Source organism: Lacticaseibacillus suilingensis, assembly GCF_016861845.1.
In the GTDB taxonomy this organism is placed as follows: Bacteria; Bacillota; Bacilli; order Lactobacillales; family Lactobacillaceae; genus Lacticaseibacillus; species Lacticaseibacillus suilingensis.
In genome coordinates this window covers 1-16,849 of the sequence record NZ_BOLV01000030.1, presented here as the reverse complement: position 1 = coordinate 16,849, position 16,849 = coordinate 1, and the positions used below count along the sequence as shown (strand labels likewise).

General features: G+C 52.0%; 11 protein-coding genes and 1 pseudogene. 3 read left to right on the top strand and 9 right to left on the bottom strand.

The features are described 5' to 3' along the window. A pseudogene (locus JUF11_RS12270) lies at positions 1-382 on the top strand (hypothetical protein); the annotation flags it as partial. Between the two features lie 385 nt (positions 383-767). Here JUF11_RS12270 and JUF11_RS12265 read toward each other — a convergent pair. After that, complete coding sequence (locus JUF11_RS12265; RefSeq protein WP_204119828.1) at positions 768-1,820, bottom strand: NAD-dependent epimerase/dehydratase family protein; 1,053 nt, start codon at positions 1,818-1,820, stop codon at positions 768-770. A gap of 660 nt (positions 1,821-2,480) precedes the next feature. On the opposite strand from JUF11_RS12265, the gene JUF11_RS12260 reads away from it, so the two are divergent. After that, positions 2,481-3,899, top strand: a complete 1,419-nt coding sequence (locus JUF11_RS12260; protein ID WP_204119827.1) for a glycoside hydrolase family 1 protein — start codon at positions 2,481-2,483, stop codon at positions 3,897-3,899. 144 nt (positions 3,900-4,043) lie between these two features. Here JUF11_RS12260 and JUF11_RS12255 read toward each other — a convergent pair whose 3' ends face one another. The 6 genes from JUF11_RS12255 to JUF11_RS12230 form a co-directional block, all read right to left on the bottom strand. Further along, entirely contained in the window at positions 4,044-5,084 is a 1,041-nt protein-coding gene (locus JUF11_RS12255) for an LptM family lipoprotein (protein ID WP_204119826.1), read from the bottom strand. A 118-nt stretch (positions 5,085-5,202) separates the two neighbouring features. Then, entirely contained in the window at positions 5,203-5,490 is a 288-nt protein-coding gene (locus JUF11_RS12250; protein ID WP_204119825.1) for a hypothetical protein, read from the bottom strand. A gap of 9 nt (positions 5,491-5,499) precedes the next feature. Continuing rightward, positions 5,500-6,237 (bottom strand): amino acid ABC transporter ATP-binding protein, encoded by a 738-nt coding sequence (locus tag JUF11_RS12245; protein ID WP_204119824.1) that lies wholly within the window; start codon positions 6,235-6,237, stop codon positions 5,500-5,502. Further along, the gene (locus JUF11_RS12240; protein WP_204119829.1) at positions 6,234-7,673 is read right to left on the bottom strand and encodes an ABC transporter substrate-binding protein/permease; all 1,440 of its coding nucleotides are present in this window, start codon (positions 7,671-7,673) and stop codon (positions 6,234-6,236) included. The genes JUF11_RS12245 and JUF11_RS12240 overlap by 4 nt, the downstream gene beginning before the upstream one ends. 144 nt (positions 7,674-7,817) lie before the next feature. Beyond that, a complete protein-coding gene (locus JUF11_RS12235; protein ID WP_125583020.1) occupies positions 7,818-8,168 on the bottom strand; it encodes a helix-turn-helix domain-containing protein in 351 nt (116 codons plus the stop codon). Positions 8,169-8,285: 117 nt separating this feature from the next. Continuing rightward, complete coding sequence (locus JUF11_RS12230; RefSeq protein ID WP_204119823.1) at positions 8,286-9,026, bottom strand: LysR family transcriptional regulator; 741 nt, start codon at positions 9,024-9,026, stop codon at positions 8,286-8,288. Between the two features lie 101 nt (positions 9,027-9,127). Here JUF11_RS12230 and JUF11_RS12225 point away from each other — a divergent pair, with 101 nt between their 5' ends. After that, positions 9,128-9,517 (top strand): tautomerase family protein, encoded by a 390-nt coding sequence (locus tag JUF11_RS12225; protein ID WP_204119822.1) that lies wholly within the window; start codon positions 9,128-9,130, stop codon positions 9,515-9,517. A gap of 815 nt (positions 9,518-10,332) precedes the next feature. On the opposite strand, the gene JUF11_RS12220 is transcribed toward JUF11_RS12225, so the two are convergent. Both JUF11_RS12220 and JUF11_RS12215 read right to left on the bottom strand, forming a co-directional pair. After that, the gene (locus tag JUF11_RS12220; protein ID WP_204119821.1) at positions 10,333-14,415 is read right to left on the bottom strand and encodes a lectin-like domain-containing protein; all 4,083 of its coding nucleotides are present in this window, start codon (positions 14,413-14,415) and stop codon (positions 10,333-10,335) included. Between the two features lie 526 nt (positions 14,416-14,941). Continuing rightward, entirely contained in the window at positions 14,942-16,759 is a 1,818-nt protein-coding gene (locus tag JUF11_RS12215; RefSeq protein WP_268886771.1) for a mucin-binding protein, read from the bottom strand. Positions 16,760-16,849: the final 90 nt, after the last annotated feature.

Below are 16,849 nucleotides of genomic sequence, written 5' to 3'. Positions count from 1 at the left end.
TACCGATGCATGGCGTAACAGCCTAGACCACTATCAAGAATTCGTTATCATCGTTGCACTTGACTTGAAAATTGAGGAAGGAAATTTAAGCGATCAACGCGTCAGAAAAACGTTCTATAAAATTATGAGTCATGGCACCATTCGTTACTCTGCCATTGAACTACAACAACTGATTTACGGTATCGGTTTTTCACCAAAGGCCCAAAATGATGCTGGCATTCAAATTGCTGATTACATTCCGCGTGCTTTTTTATATCATTATTGTGAAATGGCGCAGCCCAAGCCATCAATTTATCAAATTCTAAGAAGGCAAAGATATGATGGCGGTGATAAGGCGCTTTTTGACCGGTATCGACGACACGGCATCCATGTTGTGGATTGATTCCATTACCAATGATTGACATTTTGCGAATAAGCAGTGCATAATGAGCCTACCAAAGATAGCGAAAGGGTTAGTTCCCTACAGATGCAAAAGACGACGGTCTGGCATCGAGTAGTTATCCAGTACAGTAGTCATTAACAACGGTGTGGATTCGGTATTACCGGAGCCCATGATTGGTTTCATGTCGTCACCGCTCTCCTTTTGAGGGTTTGCCTATTGGCGTCCTCGGCCCTTAGCCTAGCTAAGGGCTTTTTTCTTGCAGTACGGACGATGGCAGATAGTACCGCTTGCAAAAACACTGCCGGATAGACGCAAAAGGCCCAGAACTTTCAGCAGGAAGAAATTGCTTTCGCCACTAAAGGTTCTGGACCAGTTAAAACGTCCTCTAGGCTTCTGCCCGCAAAATCTGCAGCGTATGCGCCAGGCCGGTTGCCATATCGAACTGGGCATGCCAGCCCAGCGCTTGTAACTTGCTTGGATCCAGCAGGGCCTTCGTGGCTTTACTGAAGCCAGCCTGCTCGACCGCGTCTGGCAGTTCAAACACCACCTGATTGCCGGATTCTTGGGCAATCATCGCGGCCACGTCTTTCAACATCACATTCGAGGCCTGATCGGCAATGTTATACGCCTCGCCATTGACCCCGGCCAGCAGCACCATCAACAGGCCGGACACGGCATCGGCGACGTACGTATAGGAATAATGCTGAGTGCCGGCACTTTTCAGCACGATATCCTCACGCGCCACGCCATTGCGGATGAACTGCGTCATCGCCTTGGTGTCGCTGCGCGCCAGCGTTGGCCCGTAACTGCGGGTCAGCCGTGGAATCACAACATCCAGGCCTTTTTGCCGCTTATAAGCTTGGCACAAAGCCTCACCGGCGCGTTTGCTTTCTGGGTAGCCGGCCCGCAAGGTGTTGGAGTCAATGTAGCCGCAGTAATCTTCCTTGAACAGCTCCACATCGCCGCGGTTTTCGCCGTAAATCTCATTCGAAGAGGCAAAAGCGAACCGCTGGGCGTGATGTGCCACGGCGAATTCAAGTAGGTTTTGCGTGCCGATGATATTCGCGGTAATCGTGCCAATCGGGTCATTGGCATACGCCACCGGATGCGTATTGCTGGCCAGATGGAGCACAAAATCCACGTCAGCGATAGCGACGTCGGTCAGCGGCAAATTGACATCATGGCTGACAAACGTGAAATGCTCATCTTCCCAGTACGCGTCAAACCGCGCCTTGGCATGTGCCTCACTGCGCCCTAGGGCGATAATGTGACAGTCGCGCTGCTGGGTGTGATTTTGCTGCATCAACACGTCAATCAGAAAACTCCCAATTAACCCACTGGCGCCAGTAATCAAAACCGTCTTACCTTGGAGCTTGTCCCAAGGCAAAGCCAAGGCCGCAGTCGCGGCGACGTCTTGTTGGTATAATGCTGATTTCATGCTGCACCTCCGAGTTTTATCATACCTTGAAAGACCGGCAAACGCTAGGTCACAGTCAAGGGCCGGGCCGGCCAGTCTCCGCAGCCAGGGGCTGGAACGTGGTGGCCAGCGCTTTGAGACTCGCGCTGCGAGTCTCGAAGTCGCGGCTTGTTCTAAGCCAACTAAGACCGTTGGCTAAGAACAACAACACCTTGAGCCCCTGACTGCTCCGGCTAACCGGCCCGACAATGATGTCATCGTCAATGTTGTACCAGCAAGATGCTCTTCATCGGCTGAGGATGGAACCCCAACGAAACGAGCACCTGACAGCTGTAGATCATACTGTTATCGAGTGGCGCTGCCGGTGGGCGGAGCTTGGGTGCTGGGCCCGCAGTGAAACGAGGACGACTAGTCAAACTGCGGGCTTTGCAGGTTGACCAGTCGTCCTCGCGGCAGTTTTGAAGCCGCATTGGCGCGCCAGCGACTGCGGCTTCAAAACTAGGGCCGAGACCGGTCTTTGGCTCGGCCCGGCCGCACAGCAGGACCGGCACCCAAGCGGAGCCCACCGACAGCGCCACGGGCGGCAACGGCCGACCACCACCTTTACATCCCTGGCGCTTCGTGCTTGAATGGAGGCGTATTCATTTTGAAGCGCGTCTTGAAGGCGCAGGAGGCAGAACCATGACAGTTTTTCCAAAAGGATTTCTTTGGGGCGGCGCAATTGCCGCTAATCAGGCAGAAGGGGCCTGGCAAGCGGATGGCAAAGGGCCATCACTGGTGGATGTGACTGAGCATGGCATTGGTAAAAGTGAACATGATGACGCCGTATTGCCTGGGAAATACTATCCCAACCACGAAGCCATCGATTTTTACCACAAGTATCATGAGGACTTACAGGCGATGAGCGAAATGGGCTTCAACTGTTTCCGTACCTCGATCGCCTGGAGCCGGCTGTACCCGACCGGTGAGGAAACCACCCCCAACGAAGCCGGCTTGCGGTATTATGACGACCTGTTCGCCACCATGAAAAAGCTTGGCATGGAACCGGTGGTCACCATTTCCCACTATGAAACGCCGCTGGCCCTGCATGACAAGTATGGCGGCTGGACCGACCGCCACCTGATCGACTTGTATGAACGGTTCTGCCGCACCATTTTCACCCGCTACGGTGACGTCGTACATTACTGGATGACGTTCAACGAAATGAACAACACCCACACCATCCCATACGCGGCCGCGGCGATTGACCTGACTGGCGACACCGACCACCGCACCCAGCAGATTTATCAAGCTGAGCACAACATGTATGTCGCCAACGCCAAAGCGGTCAAGTCAGCACGCGAACTGATGCCCGACGCCCACATGGGGATTATGCTGTCACTCAGCCAAGCTGCCGTTTATCCCGCGACTTGCGCACCAGAGGATGTCTTCGGCGCGATGCAGATGCAGCGGCGCACCTTCATCTCGGCCGATGTTCAGCTACGCGGCGCCTATCCGGCCTACGCCAAGCGCATTTTCGCCGAGCATCATTTTGAACTGGAGATGGGACCGGACGACCTGCAGTTGATTCACGACTACCCATCCGAATTCTTAGGCTTTTCTTACTACCGCTCTTCCACCTACGCCGCCGGCACCCCGCTGTATGGTGACACTGGCGGCGCAGTGGGCAAGCCCAACCCTTATCTAAAAGCCACGGATTGGGGCTGGCAGATTGATCCGCTGGGCCTGCGCTGGATGTGCAATCTGGTGCAGGATCGGTACAACTGCCCGATGTTCATTGTCGAAAATGGGCTCGGCATGAAGGATACCGTCAGCGCTGACGGTAGCATTCACGACCCGGCCCGCAGCGACTATCTCAAGGCCCATGTTCAGGCCATCGGCGAGGCCATCAAGGACGGTTGCAACGTCATGGGCTACACCTGGTGGGGCCCGATTGATATCGTGTCCGCTGGCACTGGTCAAATGAGCAAACGCTATGGCTTCGTTTACGTGGACAAAGACGACGAAGGCCATGGCACCTTGGCCCGCAGCAAGAAAGACAGCTTCAAGACGTATCGCCAGATTATTGCCACCAATGGCGAAAATGTCTTCACTGACTAATCAAATTCGAAAAGCCTACGCGACGATCGTCGGTCGTGTGGGCTTTTCGAATCACACCAGCTAAGCTTGCAACACTTTCTGCAAAAAACTCTGCAGCAGCTCAGCGATGCGGTAGTTACTGTTCATGCCGATGCTCCAACTTGATTATTTGACCTTGGCCCCATTCTCTTCCATTTTGACCCGAATCGCTTGAAGCATGATCATGTCATCCTCATTCGAATTGCCGGTGAACATCTTTTTCTCCAAGCTGCTCATCGTCTCGGTAAACGGTTCACTATGACGATACTTTTTGTCGGGATTCTTCGAATTATCAATCTGGTACGTCACCGCGTCAGCCGTCACCCCTTTCAGGAAAAACGGCATGACATAAATCTGATCCGTCGGCTTGGATCCTGGACTGTAGATCTTGCTGCCATGATCAACCAGAACGAAATTCCAGCTTGGCTCTTCCACAATTGATTCATAAGCGTAACGAAGAGAAAAACCGGACTGTTTGAGAAACGCCAACACGAAGAAATCATCGTCAGTGGGAATCACCTGCGCCACACCGCTGGCGTCATTGCCTTCATCATCCAGAAAGCGTGACTTATCGCGATAGAAAATGGCATGGTTCATCGGATCCAGCAGCACCGTGTGCAGCTTCTTGCCGATTTTCCGTTGGGCCAACGTGTAAAACGTCCCCGCGTCAGCAATGTACCAGCTGTTCCAGAGGTTCAGCCCGGTTTGGCCGTTCATGGTGATTTGTTTGGCGGCAACCCAGTTGGCTTGACGATATTTGTCGCCGGCGGTGAGCGTCGGTCCCCCAACACTGCCTCCGTTGCTGGCGGACAGGGCTTCTTGATCTTCTTTGGTGCGCACCTCGGGATCGTATGTCAACTTGGTTTTCCCATCGTTGTCCGTTCCGGTCAGCGTCACTGCGTTTTGCGCAAAGTCCATGATGGTGAGATTGCTGGCATTCGCCGCGTAACCATACCATTTGCCTTGCATCTTCTTTGGAATCGTCACCGCCTTAAAGTCCTTGGCATACTTGGGCTTAGATTCCTTCACTTTGACAATGCTTGACGACTTGGCCGCGCTACTACTGCTGGCACTTGCCTTGTTGCCGGTCCCAGCGCTATTTTGCCCGCAGCCCACGAGCCCCAAAGCTAGTGGAACAGCCGCCAGCCATAACTTCATTTTTTTCATACCCTACTCCTTTGACCCAGTGAATGTTTGACTTCATCGCATAGCGTATCATCTCAGTCGGACATAATGTGTCGCAGGCAGCCAAAAAGCCCGCACGCAGCGGGCAAAATCATAGCATTTAGTTGATGGTAACTTCGCGGTCGCCTTCCAGCAAAGCCTTGCCGGTGAAGGGATCATAGGTGATGCTGCCGCGAGCGTCGGCGCCGTCATCGAAGTGCCCGCCGCGATATTCAACCACCAACACGCGCACGATGCGAATCGGGTCTTTCACGATGGCTTGATACTGCTTATCCGTGATCATCCGGCGGTTGAATTCGGGCACCTGAATGCGTTCCATGATGGCCTGGCGGTTGTAGTAGATCTTCGGCGATTGGTTGATGTTGGCGTTCTTGTCGGCATCATGCATTCGAATCCGTTAAGCTTGCAGCACCTTCTGCAAGAAACTCTGCAGCCGCGGGCTTTGCGGATGATCAAAGACTTGCTCTGGCGTCCCGGTTTCGTTGATTTCGCCACCCTCAAAGAAGACGACCCGGTCAGCCACTTCCTTGGCGAAGCCCATTTCGTGAGTCACAATCACCATGGTCATCCCCTGCGCCGCCAGCTTGCGCATGACCTCAAGCACATCACCGACCATTTCTGGATCGAGCGCCGAAGTCGGCTCGTCAAACAGCATAATGTCAGGCTGCATCGCCAGCGCCCGGGCAATCGCGACGCGCTGCTTTTGGCCGCCGGAGAGGGTTTTCGGCATCGCTTCGGCCTTATCGGCCAGGCCCACGGTATCAAGCATTCGCAGCGCCGCCGCATCGGCGTCGGCTTGGCTCATGAGGCCCAACTCCACTGGCGCCAAGGTGACGTTTTTTTGCACCGACATGTTCGGAAACAGGTTAAAATGCTGGAACACCATGCCGATGTTCTCACGCACCTTGTCGATATCCACATGCGGCCGGGCAATGTCGACGCCATCAATCAGAATTTCGCCAGCCGTGGTGGTTTCCAAGCCGTTCATCATGCGCAGCACCGTACTTTTGCCGGCGCCGCTGGGGCCAATCAACACCACGACTTCGTTATCCTCAACCTTCAGATTGACGCCGCGGATGACCTCGTTGGCCCCGTAACGCTTGTGCACATCTTTCATTTCAATGCGTGTGGTCATGCTTGCACCTTCCTTTGCACCCAGTTCGACAGCCAAGTCAGCAGCGTGATGATGATTAGATAAATCAGCGCCACCATGGCCCAAATCTTGAAGCCCTGCATATTGCGGGCGATGATGATTTTCCCGGTTTGAGTCAGCTCAAGCAGGCCTAAAATCGACAGAATCGACGTATCTTTCAGCGTAATGATGAATTGATTGATGAAACTCGGAATCATGATTTTGATGCCTTGCGGTAAAATCACCCGCCGCATCGCTCTGCCCCATGGCAAGCCCAACGACCGCGCGGCTTCCATCTGGCCTTTATCCACCGCACCAATGCCGCCTTTGACAAACGCCGCGGTATACGCGCCTTCATTCAAGGTCAAGGTGATAATCCCAGCGACAAAAGCCGGAATCTTGGTGCCAATCACCATCGGCACGCCGGTGTAAATGAACAGCGCCAGCACCATCAGCGGCAAGCCGCGGAACAGGTAAATGAACGTCGTGGCAGTGCCTTGGGCCCAGCGACTCGGCACCACGCCCAGCAGTCCCATCAGCACCCCAACGATGGTGGCACAGATGATGCCGACCAACGTGAGTGCCAAGGTTTCCTGCAGGCCGCTCATCAACGTGCCCCAGTTTTGCTTCAGCAGGGTGCCGAAGCTGTGGTCTGTACTGCCGGCAGCCTTGGCCTTCTCAGTCTGTTCTTTTTGCGAGCCATTCCCTAGGTAACGGGTGATGATTCGGTCATATTCGCCGGTTTGGCGCAATTTCTTTAAGCCGCGATTAAGCGTGGCCAGGAACTCAGGATCGGATTTTTGCACCGCGATGCCGTAGTTGTTCGGATCCGCCAGCTTCATCTTGGTGATGCGTAGGTCCAGGCCGGTAGCAATCGCGTACTGAATCACCGGTTTATCTTCGAAGCAGGCCGCGGAGTTGCCGGCGATGACGTCTTGGTAGACGTTGTTGGAATCATCGAAAGTGACCGTCGTAAAGCCGTACTTCTTTTTTATCGAGTTCGCATAAGCGCCGGCCGCGGTCCCAGTTTTGATTGCCACGCGCTTGCCACGCAAATCGGCAAAGCCTTTGATTTTGCTGTTTTTTGCCACCGCCATCACCACGCCGGATTTGAAGTACGGGTCAGAGAAGTTGAACATCTCCTTGCGCTCCTTGGTGATGCTCATGCCGGCCATCACGCCATCGATTTGGCCGGCTTGCAGCTCCTGCACCGCGCCGTTGAAGCTGGTGGCTTTGATGTTCAGCTTGAACCCTTCCACTTTGGCAATCGCCTTTAAAATATCAATGTCGATGCCGACTTGCCGATTGTTCTTGTCCGTAAATTCAAACGGTGCAAACGTGACGTCAGTGCCGACAGTGTAGGTTTTTTCCGCCGCTTGCACCGGTTCTCCTGGCTTGCCCACCACCAGTATCGCCACGATGGCCAACAGCAATCCCATAATCCCCCAACGTTTCACGTTCATCACCACTTTCTATGTCATGTTCAAAGCATAACGGGCGGTTCTGAACCTGTCGAGTGATTATGTTAGATAATCTAACACGTCTCATTTTTAGGCAAAAGAAAAAGGCGTTGCCGCCTTGGGTTAATCTTTATTCACAATATTGCCGACTGACGACTTGGAGATTTTCAGCAGGCTCGCAATTTTCCGGTAGGACATGCCTTGCTGCCACAAGGTGATGACCTGCTTTTGCACCGCAATCGGCACACCGCGATGCGGCTGCGGCGCGGCCGCCTGCTCCAGCGGGATGGCTTTGAGCTCGCAAGCGACGCCTTCCGCTTGATGGGCCACGCGCTGCGCTTCAACCTGGCTGTAGGTAATCCACGTCTTCTTAAGATCCTTGGTCCAACCCGGCAAAAGTAGTAAGTCATCGTCTTCGAGATATTCGCCGTATTCATTGACGACGGTGTATCGTTTCAACTCAACCATTGCCATCCGCTCGCCTCCTTTGCTGATACCTCTATTGTAGCGCATTGCGTCCGGTTTCACACCGGGAATTCGGCGAAGACCAGGCTCGTTTCACGTGAAACAGAAATTGCCTTTTGCGCCGATTTAGCGCCGTGTCCAGGTCGCATAAGGCACTTGGTAACGGTGCGCCGGCCAAGCCACGGCCAAGTGGTGCTTGGCGGCCAGATACCGTGGCAACAGTGCCACCCCGCGCCCGGCCTCCACCAGCTGCAAAATGCTGGCCCAAGAATCGATTTCTTGCACGCGGCTGAGATCTTGCTTCACAAACTTCAGACTCCGCCGCCGAAAGGGACATAACCGGTCGGCGTTGACCAATACCGGAACGCGTTCAGGCGCGATCCCTGGCGCTTGCAAAAACGCCGCCTCCAGCCGATTCCGGTCGGTCAGTACATAATCGGCCACATGAAACGGCGCATAAGTGACGACTGTCGCCGCGGTGCAAGTCGTTAATGACGCCAGCGCAGTGGAACTCATCAAAGTGTAGTGCGCGGCGTCCAGATCGTAACGACTTTGCTGCACCACTAACGCATCAAATAGCAAACTCGACATCAAAATCTCCGGCTTGGCCGCCGCGGGATGGAGCGCTGTTCGTACTGCCGTCGTCGCTGTCAGCACTTGCTGCGCATACGCCGCGAACTTGTCCCCCGCCGCGGTAGGCACAATGCCCTGCGGCGTGCGCGTGAACAGCGGGGCGTCAAACTCAGCCTCGATGGTCTTCAGCCGGGCCGAAATATTCGACTGCGCAAAGCCCAGACTGAGCGCCGTTTGATTGATGGACCGCAGCTTGTAGAGCTGGGCATAGATTTCCAAGTCTTGCAGTTGCATGGCGCACCCCCTTATCACTGTTTGCGATAAGCATAGCACAATCTCGTCATTCCCAACATCACGAATGGCGGCTATTCTGAAGTCATAAAGGAGGCAATCATATGCCATATTTACGTGTTCGTATCGCTACCCATGCCACTACTGTCACTGCCGCACAGGTCGCCAGCACCTTGACCGACCTCGCCGTCAACAAACTTGGCAAAAATGCCGCAGCCGCTGCGGTTGATGTGCACTTTAGCGCCCCGTCGGACTGGTTCATCGGCGGCCAGGCGCTAGCGCCAGACCAGTCGAGTTTCTTTATTGAGATCAAGCTCACCGCCGGCACCAACACCCGCGATGAAAAAGCAGCCTTTATCAAGGCCGCCTACCAAGCTATGAGCAAGCTGTTGCCGCATGTGGCCACGACCAGCTATATCGTGTTGCAGGATGTCGGGGCCGATTCTTGGGGGTATGGTGGGGAAACCCAGGAATTTCGGTATATTCATGGCTGAAACAAAATGAGCGTGCCTGACGATTGTTAGGCCGCTCATTTCTGTACGTCGCCACTTTCACTTTAATGTATCACGGTATTCAAAAAGGCCCCAAATACTCAGGGCCATTCGGTTTGTGCATTAAGTCAGCGGTACACAAACACACCGCTTAGCTATGTACACTCACCCAAAATAGAAGACACAAAACCACTACGCTGGTCATCCCAGTTTCGCAAATGTGCCACCTTAAAGCTGTAGTTCCCCCAATATTACTTCCAAGCAACGAACGATCCGACGGGAATTGGTGCCCGTACCAATGGCCATTACCGGTTGTAATGCAGTCAATATACCATCCAAAAATCGCGATTTCAAATATCGCAGGGCTTCGATTCTGGTCAAAAAATAGCGACAGTCGAAAAAAATATTTTTGATTGGTAAGAACAAATTTTGGCAAGGAATCAAAGCTTTATAAACGATTTGATCTAGAACGTAGGGTTCACCTAAGTCAACTCTTGCAAAAATCAGATGCACATATTGATTCGACTGGTTTCTTCATCTCTGCGTTTGGCCAATCAAGTCGGTGTCCCCGGCTTGATTTCCATATTTGACCGCTACCACACCAGCCCCACTACCATCGCTTTTACCCCAAGTTTCGTCCGGGTTTTACGTAAATTGAAATTTATTTTTAGAATTATGATTTATTACATTTTGAGATTTGTTCAAAAAATTTCTACCGTACCATCAAATGCCCGTTTTGGTATACCGATGCACGTCACCCACGTGCGTACTAAAAAGGACCACTCACACAAGAGTGGTCCCCAGATTGCCAATTAGCTTTATTCGCGTTTCCTCGCCAGTGTGCCAGCTAAGCCAAACAGAGCGCCAATGACGGCGACTAGCCCTACTGCCGAGGCAGTTGCATTATCGCGGTCACCGGTTGCTGGCAAAGCTGCACTGGTATCAACCAGGGCTGGGGATTCGGTCACTTTAACCGCGCCGTTAAGCGTGCTCTGAGCCAGCTTGCGACTGTCGATCACTTTGACCAACACAAGGTTGTAAGTGCCAGTTTGCGGATCTCGCCAAGACCGCGCTTGATCAATTCGATAGCCGGTCGGAAGCGTTGCCTTAACTTTAGCCATCGGCAGGCGACTGTTTATGCCGATAACATAGGACAAATGTTGGATGACTGCCCCTGTGGTGCCATCAATGAGATTGACCTCGATGGTTTTGGTTACTGCGCTAATTGCTCCACCAGGTTGCCCCTTATTTGGGTTAGCCTTTTTCCCATCAGTCTTAACATTGTAAATCACAATCGTGTACGTGTTGGTGGCTTGGTCCCAGGCATTAAAAGCGAGCGCCATGCGGTAACCAGCCGGAATTTGCGCCAAAACCTTGTCGAACGGCACGATGCCATTTTCATTGCGGGGGATCAGGAACGTCTTCAATGTCGCTTGGCTATCCCGATCAACGAGCTTAAAGGTGATAGCCGTCTTGATGGCCTGCTTGAAGTCGCTGATGGTCTGGTTGAGTTTTTCCTCTAGTGCCTGCACGTTGTAAAGACTAAGCGTATACGTGTTAGTCGCTTGGTTCCAGGCATTGGTCGTGAGGTCTAGCCGGTACCCAGCTGGGATTTGCGCCAGCACTTTGTCAAACGGCACGATGCCATTTTCATTACGTGGAATCAAGAACGTCTTCAGCGTCACATTCGTATCCCGATCAACAAATTTAAACGTAATGGCCGTCTTGATCGCATTGGTAAAGTCCGCAACAGCTTGATTAACCTTATCTTCTAGTGTCTGGACGTTATAAAGACTAATCGTGTAGGTGTTGGTCGCTTGATCCCAGTCATTAGTCGTAAACGCCATTCGGTACCCGGCCGGTATCTGAGCCAACACTTTGTCGACTGGTACGATACCGGCTTCATTTCTTGGAATCAAAAGCGTCTTCAACGTGGTATTGGTATCGCGATCAACGAACTTAAACGTGATGGCCGTCTTGATGGCATTCGTAAAGTCGGCAACGGCTTGACTGACCTTATCTTCCAGCGTTTGAACGTTGTACAGGCCAAGCGTGTACGTGTTCGTGTCCGGGTCCCAAGCATTGGTGGTGAGGTCTAGCCGGTATCCAGCCGGGATTTGCGCCACCACTTTGTCAAACGGCACGATGCCTCTTTCATTCCTGGGGATCAGGAACGTCTTCAATGACGCCTGGCTATCCCGATCAACAAGCTTAAACGTGATGGCCGTCTTAATGGCATTCGTAAAATCGGCCACAGTTTGCTTAACCTTATCCTCTAACGCTTGAACATTGTAAAGGCCAAGCGTATACGTGTTCGTGTCCGGGTCCCAAGCATTGGCGGTGAGGTCTAGCCGGTATCCAGCCGGGATTTGCGCCACCACTTTGTCAAACGGCACGATGCCATTTCCATTCCGGGGGATCAGGAACGTTTTCAACGTCACATTGGTATCAGGATCGACGAGTTTAAACGTGATGGCCGTCTTAATGGCATTCGTAAAATCGGCCACAGTTTGCTTAACCTTATCCTCTAACGCTTGGACATTGTAGAGACTCAGTGTATACGTGTTCGTGCCCGGATCCCAAGCATTAGCGGTGAGATCCAACCGATAGCCAGCTGGAATTTGTGCCATCACTTTGTCAAACGGCACGATGCCATTTTCATTCCGGGGGATCAGGAACGTCTTCAAGGTCGCCTGGCTATCCCGATCAACGATTTTAAACGTGATGGCCGTCTTAATGGCATTCGTGAAGTCATCCACTGCTTGATGAAAGTTATCTTCAAGGGCTTGAACATTGTAAAGGCCAATCGTGTACGTGTTCGTCGCCTGGTCCCAGTCATTGGTGCTAAGGTCCACCCGGTAGCCGATTGGTGCTTGCCCCAAAACTTGGTCGAATGAGACCACGCCATTGTCACGGGTCAACACCAGCGTCTTCAGCGTTGTCTGGGTGTCGCGATCGACGAAATTAATGGTAATGGGTTGAGGTTGTGCCGTGTACGTCACAACGACATCGGTGGGCTGGCCACCGGTCGTCGAGGTAAACGCCGACACGACCGAGGCATCTGCCGTGTATCCGGTCACTGATGGCGTGACCACCTCTGGCAGCGTGAAGGTAGCGTCAAATTCGGCGTCCGTCACCAGATCTTTGGTCACCTCGTACGTGGCCGTCTGTGTTACCGGGGCGATGGCCTTGTCGGCTGGCAACCCCTGGTACGTGATCGTCCGGGTCACTTGCGGCTGAGCAATCACCTTAGTTTGGTGAATAAAGTGCAGCGTGTAATTCGCGCCTGGGGCATACGCACCATCGTTCGGGCGCGTATCTTCCACCAACTGGTACCCTGCTTGCATCAGCCGGGTAAGCTGACGATTCACGTCGTCCATGTGCTCAAGGGGAGCCCCATCAGTCCAAGTAATTTGCTTGGCACCGAGGTCGGCCTGCTGCGTGTTTTCGGCATCATCGACAAAATGAATCGTGGCTTCGTACTGCTTCTTCATGGTAATGGTCAGCGTTTCTGGATGTGTGCGCTGGAAAGTGACATTGCCCTGATCATTGATATTCACCGGCACATAGCCACCTTGCTCAGGCGTTTTTAAAAAGGCGATGGCACGTTGATATTCCGGCGTTCCCAGCACGGTTACGGTGCGGCCGATGATGCCGTGAATATCATCACCTTTCAGTAGCAACGCTCCCGCTTCATCCCGATACTCAACATGCGCCACGCCAACCGCATTATACGTAAAGCGATTGAGCTTGAAGCCTTGCTTCGAATGAGCATCACCGGTGGAGCCGGCAATGAAGAAAGACACCAGCCGATTTTTCGGAATCTCATGTTCAATATTTTCCGTCCACTTCAAAATCGCGCCTGGCCGCGAAGACTGGCTTAGCTCGATGGTCAATAGCTGTGCGGCTGCCTCATAATGAACATGAATGGTGTCAAACGACGGGTCAATTGATTGCGCCGAAGCCCCATTCGTTTCAATCGTGATGCCATTATCACCAGTGTGAGCAAAGGCGCCGAACCGACGATAACCCTGCGGATCTGGGCCGAAATACGGCACCTTTTGGCCATTAATCACGGTTGTATCATTATCATTTTGACCACCATTACTATTGTTATAAGTGTCGGCTTTCCAACCAAAAGCGTTGCCTAGTCCGGCAAAACCAAGAGCGCCGCCATTGCGGCCGACCTCGTCTGTGTTCCCAGTATGAAATCCAATCGCCACCCCATCGCCGGTGCCGATGGTAATGGTCCCGGTTAAATCAAAATCATAAGCAAGGTCAATTTGATTATTGAGGGTCAGATTACCAGACTGCCTGCCTGCATCTGCCGTCAACACCACCTGGCCGTCGTCCTTGATGCCCGCCGCCGGGTTCGGCGTGCTGGTGTGGTAGGTAAAACTGTTTTTGAGATCATCCAGCCGCTGGCCTTCGACAGTGACCACTGTGCTTTGGTCTGTCGCGTCTGCGGCTGGGACTTCAGTGGTTGGCGTCGGGTTGCTATTGACATCATTCGAATCAACGGCAGCGGTGGCATCAGAATCGCCCACCGCTGTGTCATTCACTGTAACCGGCTGTGGCTGATCAATTAAGGTTTTCCCCTGCTGGTCAGTCACCTTGGCCGAGTTCGACACCACCGAGGGCTTCACATTTTGTCCCTCAGGTGAACTAACCTCAACCGTATCGAGGGCAGCCTGCTGATTTAACCCAACCTCATCAGGACCCGGTGTGCCCATGTCTTGCTCGTCCTGGCTAGCGGCGTAGACCGTTTGCGTGTCTGCGCTTTGCTTAATGAATAAAGGCGAAGTAGCGATGCCCAACCCAACAATGGCAATGCTTGCAACCAGCCACTGGCGGCCGGCCTTATACAACTTAAAATGGACCTTGGTTTCTCCCTTTTCCATGACTCTCCCCCAAATCACATTTCTGAGCAACAAGATTCATCATTTTTACTAGTCAGATCACCTAGCAATACCATGAATCTAATGAGATTTGGGGTAAAGTCAAACAATATGATTACATTCTAGTGGTTATAGCATGATATATAACGCGAATCTAATATATTAGCGCGATCACTATGTAATATTACATAGTGTAAATATTCTTCATATACTATTCCAACTATATACTTCGGCATATATCCACAACTCGTTAACCTTTGAAATCGGATGATTCAATTTTTCGTTTATGTGGCGGTTTGGCATACTAACTGTCTTAATTTTAATTGGGTCGCTTGTTCGCTTTATGAACACTTATCGATGGTCCATCATCACTTCAAATGGACTGATTGAACCTTCTCGCCTCTCATCACAGTTTTCAAACCACTCTTTCGGCTAATTTGGCTATAGTAAAACCCCCATATTTAGATTTTCATCCAAATCTGGGGGCTTAGGTTAATTACTCAGATCATACTGTTTAGTTCTGCGAGATTTAGTCGCGGCGTTGTTTACGTGCGCCAACCGCGAAGAGTGCGGTCATCGCGGTGACGACCAGACCGATGGTGCCGAGTTGATTGGTCTTTTCACCAGTATTTGGCAGTTTCTTTTGACCGCTGCGAGTAACTGGCGTCTGTTTCTTTGTGCTATCAGCACTTGGCTGTGGTGCCTTCGGAGCAAGCGCCAAGTGAACCTGATAGTTGTTGCCGCCAGCGTTAACTTTGAACTGACCCATCTTGGCCACTTCTGGCACATTGTTGCTGACCAGGACATAACCCTGCTTCAAGTAACTTGCAATCATGGCTTCAACGTCATAGCTCAATGTTTCGTCAGTCTTGCCTGTCAGCTTTTCCGTCTTCAGGACTTTGCCGGTGCCATATTGAATGAACTGGATGGTGATGGGTTGATTCAAAGCTGCATAGTGCACAGTAACATTCTGTTCAGGAGCCGCATTTGATGTGACCTTAACTCCAAGTACTGTCGGCTGATCTGCACCGTAGCCATTGATGGCGGGGCTAGCAACATCCGTGAACTGTTCACCAGCAACTGGCTTCCAAGCGGAATATGCAGTTGCCTTATTGGTAGTGCGGTCGATCATGGCATTACGCGTATAGGTAATCGCTTGGTGGTTAGCTGGCGCTGCCTGGGAACCGTCTGGGTAGACGTAGTTAATCGTCTGGTTGATGGTTTTTGTCAGTTCGGCAGCATGGTTGCCTGGGTTCTCAGGAGTGACGGTGGTTGAGGTGTGCTCGAGAGTAACACGGTAATTGTTTCCTTCTGGTGCAATCGTCAGTGTTTGCTTGCCGGCAGTTTGATCTTCGACCACCTTGTAACCCATCGCCACATAGCCCTGGATGCGCGCAGGTGCCGTGTTGTCGACCGTGTCGCCAGTCTTACCCTTCAATACGTCAAATTTCAACGTCTTGTTGGCGGTGCGGTCAAAGTATTGGATGTTGATTGGCTGCTCAGAGGTATTGTAATGCACAGTGATGGTCTGGCTGGCTGTATCAGGGGTAACCTTTAAGCCAGTGACCGTTGTTTGGTCAGCGTGGTAACCTGCGATTGCTGGGCTGTCTACATTCGTATACTGTTCGTTATCCGTCGTGGTCCAATCACCGGTCGAGAGAATCTCTTGCGTAAGCTTATCGACTACTGCGGTTCGTGTGTACGTAATTGTTTGAACGTTGTCTGCATGTGCTTTCGATCCATCAGGATAAAGATACTCAATCGTTTGGGTTACTTTCTTGACTAGATCCTTTTCGTGAGTTCCAGGGTTATTACGGCCATCCAAAGTGGGAGTTTCATGCTTAAACTCAACCAAATAAGCACTGCCACCCGGGGTAACCTCTAATTCCTTAGCGCCTTTCGTGCCATCGCTGACTAACTCGTACCCCATTGCCTTATAACCTTGGATTCTCGCAATAGCTGTACTTTGAACCTTATCACCAGTCTTACCCTTCAAAATATCAGTTTTTAAGGTCTTCCCAGTGTTCTGATCGCGATATTGGATAGTGATTGGCTGGTCTGTCGTGCTGTACTTGACGGTAATAGGCTTCGGGTCTTGACTGTCTCCTGTTACCTGGCTGCCCGCAACTTTGGTTTGGTCGGCATGATACCCCTTAATAATTGGGCTGTACACATCATCAAACTTTTGTGGTTCTGCCAGTTGCCACTCACCATAGGAAACGATCGTATCGTCTGTGTCATCAACGAGGGCATTACGAGTAAAGGTGACTGTCTGCGTATTCGTCTTTGCGGCGTCATCGCCATTTTCGTAAACGTAATTGATGGTTTGCGTTACGGTTTTAGTCAGGTCTTTTTCATGACCTCAATTTTCAAGTCAAGTGCAACGATGATAACGAATTCTTGATAGTGGTCTAGTCTGTTACGCCATGCATCGGTA